The sequence below is a fragment of the Ignavibacteriota bacterium genome, assembly GCA_016713565.1.
GTDB lineage: Bacteria > Bacteroidota > Ignavibacteria > Ignavibacteriales > Melioribacteraceae.
The window spans coordinates 210,608-223,113 of record JADJOX010000007.1; the positions used below are offsets into that span (position 1 = coordinate 210,608).

The 12,506-nt window shown below is 33.9% G+C and carries 10 protein-coding genes; 3 read left to right on the forward strand and 7 right to left on the reverse strand.

Going from position 1 to position 12,506, the window contains the following annotated elements; translation table 11 throughout:
• The first annotated feature begins 25 nt into the window (after window positions 1-25).
• From IPK06_07975 to IPK06_07985, 3 genes are all read left to right on the forward strand, one after another.
• Window positions 26-421, forward strand: a complete 396-nt coding sequence (locus IPK06_07975; GenBank protein MBK7979930.1) for a zf-TFIIB domain-containing protein — start codon at window positions 26-28, stop codon at window positions 419-421.
• Window positions 422-541: 120 nt separating this feature from the next.
• Entirely contained in the window at window positions 542-1,096 is a 555-nt protein-coding gene (locus IPK06_07980) for a LemA family protein (protein ID MBK7979931.1), read from the forward strand.
• Window positions 1,097-1,221: 125 nt separating this feature from the next.
• Window positions 1,222-2,436, forward strand: a complete 1,215-nt coding sequence (locus IPK06_07985; protein ID MBK7979932.1) for a M48 family metallopeptidase — start codon at window positions 1,222-1,224, stop codon at window positions 2,434-2,436.
• On the opposite strand, the gene IPK06_07990 is transcribed toward IPK06_07985, so the two are convergent.
• The 7 genes from IPK06_07990 to IPK06_08020 form a co-directional block, all read right to left on the reverse strand.
• A complete protein-coding gene (locus tag IPK06_07990) occupies window positions 2,433-3,977 on the reverse strand; it encodes a 2-oxo acid dehydrogenase subunit E2 (GenBank protein MBK7979933.1) in 1,545 nt (514 codons plus the stop codon). The genes IPK06_07985 and IPK06_07990 overlap by 4 nt on opposite strands.
• 176 nt (window positions 3,978-4,153) lie before the next feature.
• On the reverse strand, window positions 4,154-6,208 hold the full coding sequence (locus IPK06_07995) for a dehydrogenase E1 component subunit alpha/beta (GenBank protein MBK7979934.1): 2,055 nt from the start codon (window positions 6,206-6,208) through the stop codon (window positions 4,154-4,156).
• A gap of 52 nt (window positions 6,209-6,260) precedes the next feature.
• Window positions 6,261-6,965: a lipoyl(octanoyl) transferase LipB gene (lipB, locus tag IPK06_08000; GenBank protein MBK7979935.1), complete on the reverse strand. Its 705-nt coding sequence runs from the start codon at window positions 6,963-6,965 to the stop codon at window positions 6,261-6,263.
• Window positions 6,966-7,065: 100 nt separating this feature from the next.
• The gene (locus IPK06_08005) at window positions 7,066-7,770 is read right to left on the reverse strand and encodes an endonuclease III (protein MBK7979936.1); all 705 of its coding nucleotides are present in this window, start codon (window positions 7,768-7,770) and stop codon (window positions 7,066-7,068) included.
• Between the two features lie 66 nt (window positions 7,771-7,836).
• The gene (locus IPK06_08010) at window positions 7,837-8,871 is read right to left on the reverse strand and encodes a PorV/PorQ family protein (protein MBK7979937.1); all 1,035 of its coding nucleotides are present in this window, start codon (window positions 8,869-8,871) and stop codon (window positions 7,837-7,839) included.
• 56 nt (window positions 8,872-8,927) lie between these two features.
• A complete protein-coding gene (locus IPK06_08015; GenBank protein MBK7979938.1) occupies window positions 8,928-9,911 on the reverse strand; it encodes a hypothetical protein in 984 nt (327 codons plus the stop codon).
• Window positions 9,874-12,468: a hypothetical protein gene (locus tag IPK06_08020; protein MBK7979939.1), complete on the reverse strand. Its 2,595-nt coding sequence runs from the start codon at window positions 12,466-12,468 to the stop codon at window positions 9,874-9,876. Before IPK06_08020 ends, IPK06_08015 begins: the two co-directional genes overlap by 38 nt.
• Window positions 12,469-12,506 lie beyond the last annotated feature (38 nt).

Here is a 12,506-nt window from a genome sequence, read left to right on the forward strand (position 1 = left end):
TACTGATATTTGAATTGAGAAAATAATGTTTTGTCCCGTTTGCAATAATCCAATGATTGTGTTAGAATTTGAAGGAGTTGAAACCGACTACTGCACAAACTGCGAGGGCATTTGGTTAGATTCCGGTGAATTGGAACTTTTCCTTGATGATTCAAAAGATAAGCAGGAACTTTTGAATTCCTTTAAAAAAGGGAAAAAAGGAAGTGAGAAAAAAAGACGCTGCCCCATCTGTAATAAAAAAATGGGGAAAACCAGAGTAAGTGATGATAAAGATATTGTGCTTGATGAATGTAAAAACGGTCATGGTTTATGGTTTGATAAAGGTGAAATTTTAGAAGTAATTCGTGAAGGTTCAGTAGATAAAAATAATAGAATTATAAAAGTTCTTGAAGATATGTATCATAAAAAAATTAATGCCTGAATTTAATCATGGTTCTGACAAAAAATCTTTTTTGAGGAAACTATTTTTATTTTCAGATTATTTTTTGGTTCTAATTGATAAAGGTTAAATGATAAAATTTATATTTAAAATGGAGGATAAATGAGCGGATTTTTAATTTTTGTAATTGCAGTAGCCGTAATTGCAATGTACGTAGTTTCAATTTACAATTCATTAGTGAGAATGAGAAATCAAGTCAAAAACGCTTGGTCGCAAATAGACGTTCAATTAAAAAGGAGACATGATTTAATTCCAAATTTAATTGAAACCGTAAAAGGTTATATGAACCATGAAAAAAGTACATTGGAAAATATAACCAAAGCAAGAAGCGCTGCGGTTGACGCTTCTTCTGTTGCCGATAAATCCAAAGCTGAATCGGAATTAAGCGGCGCTTTACAAAAATTCAACTTAGTTGTTGAGAATTATCCAGATCTAAAAGCAAATCAAAATTTTCTTGCCCTTCAAGAAGAACTTACGGCAACAGAAAATAAGATCTCATTTTCAAGACAAAATTACAACGACCAAGTTTTATTTTATAATAATAAAGTGGATACTTTTCCATCCAATATTATTGCAGGAATGTTCAAATTTGTTAAAGAAACATTTTTCGAAATTCAAGTCGCGGCTGAAAGAGAAGTACCAAAGGTTCAGTTTTAATTTAATTCGTTCATTCAATTTTGATTTAGTAAAATTGCCGGTTTGGAGATACTTTATTTCTTTTAATCGGCAATTATTTTTTAATTAATTTTATTAAAAATTTTATTTCTTATTATTGATTTTATATGTGGGAATTAATTCAGGCAAATAAACGAAAATCTATAATCCTGTTTGTTGGAATGGGAACAATTCTTATTCTGCTTGGATTTTTCATTGGCGAAACATTTCTTGGAGAAGGCGGCGGTTCTTTAGGTATTTTAGCCGCATTTTTAATTTGGGTATTAATTTCTGCGGTAAGTTACTTTGCGGGAAGTTCAATTATACTTTCTATAAGTAATGCTACAGAAGTTACTAAAGAAGTTCAACCTCAACTTTACAACGTTGTTGAAGAAATGGCAATAGCCGCAAATCTTCCCAAAATTCCTAAAATTTTCATTGTAAATGAACAAGCGCCAAACGCGTTCGCAACCGGCAGAAAGCCTGAAAACAGCGTTGTTGCCGTTACGGCAGGATTATTAAGTCAGCTGAACAGAAATGAACTGCAAGGTGTAATTGCTCACGAAATTTCACACATTGTAAACAGAGACGTTTTATTTATGACTTTTGCTGGAATTATGCTCGGAATGATTGTAATAATTTCAGAAGTATTTACGAGAGGTTATTTTTACGGCGGCGGTTCATTAAACAGGTACAAAAATAAATCATCAAGCAATGGAAATGAGCAATTAATTTTAATTGTGTTTTCAATATTTTTTGCAATTACGGCGCCATTCTTGGCTCAGCTGCTTTATTTTGCAATTTCAAGAAAACGAGAATATCTTGCTGACGCAAGCGCGGTTAGGTTAACTCGTTACCCTGAAGGATTGGCAAACGCTTTGGAAAAATTGTCTCAAAACAGATTTAATTTAAATTCAGCTAATAAGGCAACAGCCGGAATGTACATCGTAAATCCATTGAAAAAAACGGGAATGCAAATTGAGGATTTAACTTCTACGCATCCGCCGATTTCAGAAAGAATTAAAATTTTACGCGGAATGATGCATGGCGCTGATTTTGCTGATTATCAAACTATTTACAATAAAATTAAAAATAATTCCGAGCAAATAATTCCTAATTCGGGATTAAAAAACAAAGCAAATATTCCAATAATTTCGCAACTGGAAGAATTGACTAAACAAAGTAAAGTTGAAGAAAAACGTAAACTTGGCGATATTGTAATGAACGTAAACGGATATAATTTTTATAATTGCAAATGCGGAGTTACAATAAAAGTTCCGCCAACATTTCAGGGTGATTCTGTGAAATGCCCTAGGTGCGGAGAAATTAACGTAAAAAATTAAACTTTACTTACATCATAATTTTCTAATGTATCTTTAATATATTTCAAAAACATTCCGCCTAACATTCCATCAACTAATCTGTGATCATGGCTTAATGTCAAATACATCATCGGCTTAATCGCAATTGTATCAATTCCATCTACTTCAATAACAACCGGTTTTTTAACAACTGCGCCGACTCCAAGAATCGCGACTTCCGGCTGATTAATAATCGGCGTTCCAAACAACGCGCCGAAAACTCCGTAATTTGTAATTGTAAATGTTCCTCCAATTATATCATCCGGTGTTAGTCCTTTGTTTCTTGCTTTCACGCTAATTTCAGAAATTGATTTTGCCAAACCTCTAACATTTTTTTCATCCGCGTTTTTTATATTTGGGACAACAAGTCCGTTTGGTTCCAATGCAACGGCAATTCCAAGATTTATATTATTTTTTAAAATAATGTTTTCACCTTCAATTGAAGAATTTACCAGAGGAAATTCATTTAATGCTCTAATTGCCGCGTCGGCGATAAATGATAAATAAGTTAGTTTTATATTTTCTTCCCTTTGAAATTTTTCTCTATTCTTATCAATAAAATTATGGATCTTCGTCATATCAATTTCCATCATTTCCGAAACGTGAACGGAAGTATCCCGACTGCTGATCATATGTTCCATTATTTTTTTTCTGATATTATCCATAGGAACAATTTCATCTTCTTCCTTAGTTGAAATATTTTTTTGAGTGAAAATTTTTGGCGCGGAAACGGTTGTTACAGTGCCTTTTGTTTTAATGTAATCAAGGATATCTTTTTTTGTTATACGTCCGTTTATTCCCGTTCCCGAAATTGAATTTAATTCGCTATGCGTAACGCCTTCTTTATTTGCAATTTGCATAACCACAGGAGATATAAAACTATTGGTATGTGTTTTCTGCGCGGACTTTCTTTCTATCTGAGAATTATCATTATCAATTGATACATCTTCTCTTATTGTTTCCTTATCGGCAATTTTTGTAATTCCGGTCTTTGTTGAAATTCTTGCAACAATATTTCCAACTTCCACAACATCATTTACTTTAAATAGAATTTCTGTAATTACACCGTCAACCGGAGAAGGCACTTCAGTATCAACTTTATCTGTACTTATCTCATAAATTATTTCATCTATTTTTACAGCATCGCCTACATTTTTATGCCATTTAATTATTGTACCCTCATTAATGCTTTCACCCATTTTTGGCATTGGTAATTCTATAATTGAACCGACTTGATCAGTAGAGTGATTGTCACTTTTATTTTCGATAATTGCTTCACTTTCGCCATTTGTTTCAATAACCGCAACAATTTCATTAATCGGAACAGTTTCATTTTCAAACGCTTTAATTTCAATCAATGTTCCATCGGAAGGAGAAGGAATCTCGGTATCAACTTTATCGGTACTAATCTCATAAATTATTTCATCTTTTTTAACTTTGTCGCCAACCTGTTTATACCATTTAATTATTGTACCTTCATTTATACTTTCTCCCATTTTCGGCATAATAATATTTACTTTCATTTCTTCTCCAATAATTGAGAATAATTATCTGAACGCTTAGATAAATTACTTTCTAAATTTTGCTTATAAATTCTCGTCTAAAGCGAATTCCCTAAACTTGTCCGGGATTACATTTGAGTTCTTAGAACGCAATTTTAATTTATAAAATTCTACTTCCGAAAAATATTTTATTAAAACTAATATTCTAATAATTTTTTTATTTCATTATATATTTTATTTCTTGATGGTAAAATTTCTCTTTCCAATTTTGGATGAAAAGCAATTGGCGTATCCAACGCCGCATAGCGTTTTACCGGACCATCTAAATATTCAAAACATTCTTCAGAAATTCTTGAGGCAATTTCCGCACCAAATCCGGCAGTTAATGTATCTTCATGAATCACAATAACTTTTCCGGTTTTTTTAACCGAATTAAAAATTGTTTCAGTATCCAAAGGATTTATTGTTCTAATATCTACAATCTCAACGGAATAACCTTCATCAGTCAATATTTTAGCCGCAAATTCAGTTTCATGAACCATCGCGCCGTAAGTTACAACCGTAAGATCATTACCTTCTCTTGTAATATTTGCCTTGCCAAAGGGAATTAAGTAATCAGCGTCGGGTTCAGGTTTTGTAGCGTAACTTTGTCTATATAATCCTTTATGCTCAAGAAATAAAACGGGATCATTTAATCTAAGTGATGTTTTAAGCAATCCTTTCGCGTCTGCCGCGTTTGATGGATAAGCAATCAGCAGTCCCGGCATATGCGCAAAGAAAGCTTCAATATTTTGGCTGTGATAAAGTCCGCCGTTAATATATCCGCCAACAGCAACGCGAATTACGACCGGCGCTTCAAATTTATTATTGGAACGATATCTCAGCATAACAAGTTCATCGCGTATCTGCATAAAAGCAGGCCAAATATAATCTCCGAATTGAATTTCAACACAAGGCTTTTTGCCCGCGATTGCCATTCCTATCGCAACTCCTAAAATACTTGCTTCGGCCAAAGGAGAATTAAAAACTCTTTCATTACCAAACTTTGTAGATAATCCTTTAGTCGCTGTAAAAACTCCACCTTTTCCATCAGCAACATCTTCACCGAAAATATAGATTTTATTGTTCCTCTCCATTTCTTCGCGCAAAGCATGATTTATTGCGTCAACCATTACTATTGGAATTCCAACTGATTTACTTTCATAATATTTCAATTTATTTTTTTTGCCGCTTTCATCATAAACATATTTTTTAACATTTTTCACATCAGGCTCTGGTCTAGAATATGCCCAATCAGCAGCATCATTTACTTTTTTTGAAATTTCCTTTTTTAAATTTTCAATATTTTCTTCCGTTATAATTCCATTTTTAATTAGATAATTTGAAAATTTATTTAACGGATCATTTTGTAAATCTTCTTCAAGAGAATCTTTGGGTCTATATTTACTTTGATCATCTGAAGTTGAATGAGAAAATAATCTTATAGTTTTTGCTTCAACTAAAACCGGACCTTTTCCGCTTCTGGCATATTCAAATGCTTGTTCAGCCGTTTCATGTGCTTTTAAAAAGTCAGTTCCGTCAATACAAAATTTTAACAAACTATCATATCCGTTCATCATAGCGGAAATAGAGGCATTTTTTCCCGCGGTTTGATTTTCTACAGGAACGGAGATTGCCCATTTATTGTTTTGAATGACAAAAATCACTGGAATTTTTTCTCTGCTTGCCCAGTTTACAGCTTCATGAAATTCACCTTCGCTCGTTGTTCCTTCACCGCCGCTAACATATGTAACAGAATTATTACCCGATTTTTTTTGAGCCAGTGCGGTTCCCACTGCTTGTAAAAACTGCGTGCCCGTCGGACTTGATTGAGTTGGAACATTATATTCTTTTGACGCCCAGTGACACGACATTTGTCTTCCTCCCGTCATTGGATCATCTTCTTTTGCTAATTGATGAAGTAATATATCTTCTATTTTAGTTCCAAGTCCAATCATAAAAGCCATATCTCTGTAATAAGGATACGCCCAATCAACTCCTTTATTCATCAGCATTCCGAAGGCAATTTGCGTGGCTTCGTGTCCGGATGACGGCAGATGAAAATATGATTTCCCTTGCTTCAACATATTCATAATTTTTATATCCATAGTTCTGGAAGTAATCATCATTTTAAGAACTTCAATCAAATTTTCGTCCGAAAGTTTTTTTGTTCCGTTATTATTTACCGATTGATTAACTTTATTTTCTTTCATTTTATTATCAACTGAAATTTTCACCTTAGTTTCGTTTTGCATTTTATACCTTTCAATTTTTAACTGAATTTTCTAATTCCTCATTCGAAATATTTTCAATTTGAGTATAAGAAAAAACCTGCTCAAAATTTTTTAGAATTTTTTGTTTAACTTCATTTATATCAAATTGCCTAACAATTTCTCTGCTTAATGATGTTACTTCTTTATCGGAAATTCCGCAAGGTATAATTCCGTCAAAATTACTTAAATCGGTATTTACATTAAAGGCAAATCCATGCATTGTTATCCATCGGCTAACCTTAATTCCAATAGCACAAATTTTTCTATCTTCAATCCAAACGCCGGTGTATTTTTCAATTCTAGAGGGAATCAAGCCATAATCAATGCAAGTCAGCATCAAAACTTCTTCCAATGCTCTTAAATATAAATGAGTGTCTTTTTTCCAATTGGCTAAATTAATTATCGGATATCCAACTATTTGTCCCGGTCCATGATAAGTAATATCCCCGCCTCGGTCAATTTCAAAAACGTCGATATTTTTTTCTTTCAACATTTTGTCATCGAGTAAAAGATTTTTTTTATCGGCAACTTTTCCTAAAGTGTAAGTATGCGGATGTTCGCAAATAAAAATAATATCTTTTATTTTCTCATGAGACCTTGCTTCAAAATATTTTTTTTGAATTTCCCATGCAGTTTGATATTTAATTAAACTTAAATCGCAAACCAATAATTTTCTTTCTGCGAAGTTATATTCCATATTATAAGTTCGAGAATTGTAACCGATAGTTGAATAATTGTTATCAAATATAATGAAGATTAACTACAAAACAAATTAGATGAAAAGACGTTTAAGTCCATTAAACATTGTCCAAAAGCATAAATGATCTGTCTTTAGATCTATTTTTTGGTAAAAATGACTTAGGTTCATATTTACATATTTTTTTAAGCGGACAAATTACGCAATTATAATTTTGGGGTTTACAAATTTCGCGTCCGAGCCTAATTAAATTTGTGTGCAAAGAATGAGCAATTCCTTCCGGCAGATTTTTATTAATTTCAAAAAATGTTTTATCGGGTGAAATGGTTTTAACAACACCGATTCTGTTTAACGTTCTGTTTACGTGCGTATCAACCGGACAAACATTTCTATCCATTGAAAAAAGCAAAACACAGCTAGCGGTTTTCACTCCAATTCCCTTAAATTTTGTTAAATAGTTTATCGAATCTTCAACGCTTAATTCAGCTAGCAATTTCATTTTATAATTGCTTTCACTTATATATAATTCTTCCAATAAATTTTTAATCGCTGATGCTTTTTGAAAGCCCAAGCCGGCAATCTTAATTGTATTTTCAATATTTGATATTTCCGAATTTCTAACTTCATTCCAACTATTAAAATTATTTTTCAAATTTTGAAATGCACGAAATGAATTTTTATCGTTTGTATTTTGTGAAAGAATTGTTGCGATTAAAAGATCAATTGTGGCAGGTAATTTTTTTGAGCGCGGTGGAACCCCAAAGTAATTAATTAAAAGTAAATTTATCTTTTCTAATAATTTCATTTTAAGTTTTATCAGACAAAAAAAATCCTCATTATTTTTTAATGAGGATTTTATTTAAAAACAATTTTAGAAAATCAAACCTATATCAAAATATTGAATATTTTTTAATCTTCCGTAATCTGCATAAGCATAATTAAATGTAAATTCCAAGTCCGAGGTAATACCGTAATTTATTCCAAACCCAAGTGTTAAACCCTGCTCGCTGTTTGGTAAGAACAATGACTTAAATCCTCCCCTTAAAAAGATCATGCTGTTATAAGAAAATTCAAGTCCGGTATTTAAATATTCTTTATTGTCGTTTGGATGAACAGCGTCGAGAGCGGCTTTAAGTCTGAAAAATCTTGTATCTACAACATTCATTGCTAAGCCTACTCTAAAATTCAAAGGAAGATCATTTTTTTCAGTTGAATATTCTCCGGGTATATTATTAGGTCCTGATTCCGGTAAATTTTCTGGATCAACATTTATTTGCAGATCTCTTCCATTAAGCTGCATTTTTGTCCCAAAATTGTTGAAGCTGGCGCCGATTACAAGATCATTGAAGGGTGTTACATAATAAGTTCCCACATCCATAGCAACTCCCGTTGCGGAAGAATTCCATATTGATTCTTGAATAAATTTAACTTGGAAACCTACTGAAAACCTATCCGTTAAACTTCTCGCATAACCTACACCTATAACCAACGAACTTGCGTCCCAAGTTCTTCCATCGCCTTCAGGATATTCAAATGTTCTAACCTCATCTTTTGGAACCTGAAGTGAGGAAAACGTCGCAAATAAAGTCCCAAGTCCATCAACATTTATAGAACCTGCCGCAAAATCATAATTTACATCAGCGAGCCATTCTGAATGATTGAAGGCAACCTGGCTGTTTCCCTTCGATCTGGTGATTCCAGCGGGGTTGAAATAAACGGAATAAATGTCGTCGCTAACGCCAACATAAGCGCTTCCCATACCAAGAGAACGGGCTCCGGGCGCAATTTTAAGTACTGAAGCAGCGGTTGTACCTACCCTGGAAATATCTTGATCAACTTGAGCAAATAATAAATTTGCGCAAAATACTAACGCCAGAAGTATTAAATTTTTTTTATTTATTGTCATTGTTTACTCCAACAATTCAGCATTATAAATTCTAACAGCTAATAATTTTTACCAATTTATTTTATTACACCAAATCTTCCAATTTTTTCTCCAACTCCTGGAGCGTCAATGTGGAAGATGTAAACACCATATGATATTCTCATACCTTCTGAACTCAATAGATCCCAATATGCAATACTTCCATTATCATCTTTTTCAATTGTATCTACCAATTCACCGGTTAAAGTATATATTCTGATAGTACATACAGGAGGCAGATTTCTAAATTGCAATTCGCGTTCACCGCGTTTTGTTAATGTTCTACCGGGATTTTCCGATTCGCTGTATGCTACATATGGATTTGGAACAACATAAACTTCATTTAATAATTTATCTGATTTATTAGCCGTAAATTCCGCCTTTTTGGAACTGAAAGTATATTCATCACCGGTTTCAAACGGTTTGTCTGTAACAAGTTTAAATATATCTCCGGCTTTAGGCAATATTTGCTCAGTAACATCAGACATTAATTTTAGATCTATTTGATATGTAGTTGTCGCATCAGTTACACCTTGCGGCTGCAGTGTAATTGCTTCTCCCCAATCCCATCGGCCATTAAAGTTTTCTTGATCTGTTACAAAAGTAGCATCCTCTTCCAAATAGTAATTGGGTTCTTTTTGAACAATATATTTTATTTTAAAAGGTGCAATTACAGGACCCAATAAAGTTTGAGTTGTATCTCCATGTGCCCAGCTTCCATCTGCTAATGTATCAGTATTGTTCCATCTTATTTCCCAATCAGCTCTAACTTTAATTTTATCACCACCAATTAATGGAGGATAAAGAATTTTACTATCAACAGTAATTGCCGAATTTGTAATAAATTTTGATTCACTTACGTTTGCGTTCAATTCATCTTCTTGAACAAAAATTCTCATTCCTTCAAAAACATTATTTCCATCTTCATTATTTATATAATTGCTTTCGTATATTGGATAATATTTATAACTTATAGTGTACACATTACCTTGCTGGAAGACTTTCTGCGGTGCTTCCGGCAATTTGTCCCTTTTCTGTACTAACCACATAATTGGAAGAAGGAATAATTGTTCCGCTTTTGTCTTTAACAACTATTGATTCCTCTACAATATTTTTATTTCTTAAAGCAACTAACACGGTTCCTTTAGAAGTAAAATCATAGCTGACTCCGGTTTCGTCTAAAACGCTGTATGAGTTTTCAGAGCCGAATTTCACTTTATAATTTTTATCCGGAACTGAAAGCTCATCCAATACTTCTATATTAATTTCACCGGTTGAATTACCAACAATTTGCGTTGGTTTGTTGCCGATTCCTACTTCCGATTCTTTAATTCCGCTTGCAATTGGACCTGGAATCACAGATAGTGTATTTACATCATAAATTAGTTCACCAGTTGTAGGATCCTGCTGAATAACTGCTTGAGATTCCGTTGGAGGAAGGTCTTCTGATCCTCTGTCATAAGCAACTACAGCGTAATAATATTTTATTCCGTTTTGAACGGTTGAATCCACATACTCATGAACCAGACCAGTATTGTTTCCAAGATTATATCTAATTCCTCTTCCAACATATTCTATTCCTGCAAGACCTGAATATTCATCAACCAAATCAAATTGTGCGGATTTTCCGGAATTAACGTCAAAAAGTGCCTGACCTAAATAAGGAATTCCATTTGCGTCAGTAATTGTAAATACATCAGAGAAATTATAATCACGGCTTCTATATATTTTATAACCTTCAAAATCTTTTTCTCCATTCAGCGGGTCAATTGATTCTTCAGATTTCGCGTCCCAATATAATGTAACTCTTCCGTCTCCGGGAACACCTGTTACTAACGGTTTATCAGGAGGTTGAGCGAATTGATAATCAGCTTCAAGAATTCTGACTGATGTACTTGCATTCAATAGAAGATCATTTAAATCTTCTCCAAGCAAAATTACCATTGAAAATCTTTGCGATTCTCCTTTTTCCAAATACATTGGTCCGGTTGAAAAACAAAAAATATTATCTCCTGCAGATTTTAAGAATTCCTGATTTGGATCAATCTCGGGTTTTGTAAGCCAGCTCCAAATAATTTCGTCATCTTTCGGGTCGACCAGTCCCCATCCGTTAACCGTAAAGCCAGTTAATCCTAACTGATCCGATTCGGATATATCTCTAAATCCAAAATTAGGTTCAGAACCCGCCCATTTTTTTCCATTGCTCCAATCATCTGTCAAAGTTCCGACTTCATCATCATCAAATAAACCATTGCTATTTAAATCTGAATACCAAGCTTGTGACGGAACTCCATCTCCTTCACCGTAATCTTTACCGGGATAATTTGGAGAATCAGGACCAATTCCATCAATACCAACGTCATTTTTTTCTGCATCCCAATCGCCGTCTTCATCACCCGACCATCTTGCTTTTGGCGCGCCATAAGTTTTTGTATATTGCTCAATATCGGAAACACCTGTGTTAAGCGGAACTATAGTGCCATCAATGTATTCGCCTTTATTATTAAACGGTGATTCGTCACTGACACCATCGTCGTCATTATCGACTAAATCATCATCAAGTGAAGGTGATTCAAGAAATTTCCAACCGAAATAGCCGGGTCTTTTTCCGCCTCTTCCTTTAAAATCTTGATCCCATCCGTAAACCATACTTCTTTCTCTTTGTTTAAATTTTTCGGCAAGTTCACCTTTAGGTGGAATAAAATATGCCATATCGTCACCTGTATCACTTGAACCGCCGATATGAGGATCGCCGAACATTCCCATATAAAATTTACCAAGATCATGATCGCTTGCGTTTGTAACCTGATAAACAGAGAAGATTAAATCTTCCGCTAATGGATTATTAAACTGTAGTATTCTTACATCGGCATCCAAGCCTAAACCGCCTTTTGTTTCATCTCCATTAAAGGGATGGTATTTTGTCAAAAATTCATAGTTTGAATAATCGTCAATGGCGAAATAAACTTCTTCATCGGGAGCCGTTGAAGCGTCGCCTAAAAATGCAGGCCACAAATATTTTCCGGCACCCGCGGAATACCAGCTTTCCGGCCATGAGTCAGGTTTTCCATCGCCGTCTTTATCTGCAGCCGTAAATGAAGCTACTTCATTTTGGTTGGGATCGCTGTAACCTGCTTTGGGCAGCCAACCCCATTTTTGTTTTCCTGAAGGATCGTAATCACCTTCCGATGGAGAAACATGGGAATCACTTATAATACTTACTGAATCTCCCTGCAAAGTGGGAACTCTTGCGCCAGAAATCAATCCAAATTCATAACCATAACCAAGACCGTTCCATACCAAATCTTCAATATCTGCCACACCGCCTGGTCTGCAAACAGAACCATAATTAAAAAGCTGAGTTTGAATTTTATTCCCTTTTATAATTATTGATTTTATTTCAGAGACCTCGCCAGTAATTTTGTTCAGCCTTGGGCCGAATAAATTTCCATAAAGTCTTTCAAATTCTTCAGGAGATGTTATCTTTGTCCTTGGCGCCTTTAGACTATCATTTGATTGAGCAAATAACTGAGCACACAAAAACAGCGTTAAAATGAAAACCAGCATTTTTATTTTCATTATTTTTCCTACGTTAAATTTCTTTATTCAAAACTTTT

Coding starts and splice junctions, on each gene's coding strand:
- IPK06_07975 (MBK7979930.1), top strand. CDS start 26: ATGTTTTGTCCCGTTTGCAATAATCCAATGATTGTGTTAGAATTTGAA.
- IPK06_07980 (MBK7979931.1), top strand. CDS start 542: ATGAGCGGATTTTTAATTTTTGTAATTGCAGTAGCCGTAATTGCAATG.
- IPK06_07985 (MBK7979932.1), top strand. CDS start 1,222: ATGTGGGAATTAATTCAGGCAAATAAACGAAAATCTATAATCCTGTTT.
- IPK06_07990 (MBK7979933.1), bottom strand. CDS start 3,977: ATGAAAGTAAATATTATTATGCCGAAAATGGGAGAAAGTATAAATGAA.
- IPK06_07995 (MBK7979934.1), bottom strand. CDS start 6,208: ATGAAAGAAAATAAAGTTAATCAATCGGTAAATAATAACGGAACAAAA.
- lipB (MBK7979935.1), bottom strand. CDS start 6,965: ATGGAATATAACTTCGCAGAAAGAAAATTATTGGTTTGCGATTTAAGT.
- IPK06_08005 (MBK7979936.1), bottom strand. CDS start 7,770: ATGAAATTATTAGAAAAGATAAATTTACTTTTAATTAATTACTTTGGG.
- IPK06_08010 (MBK7979937.1), bottom strand. CDS start 8,871: ATGACAATAAATAAAAAAAATTTAATACTTCTGGCGTTAGTATTTTGC.
- IPK06_08020 (MBK7979939.1), bottom strand. CDS start 12,468: ATGAAAATAAAAATGCTGGTTTTCATTTTAACGCTGTTTTTGTGTGCT.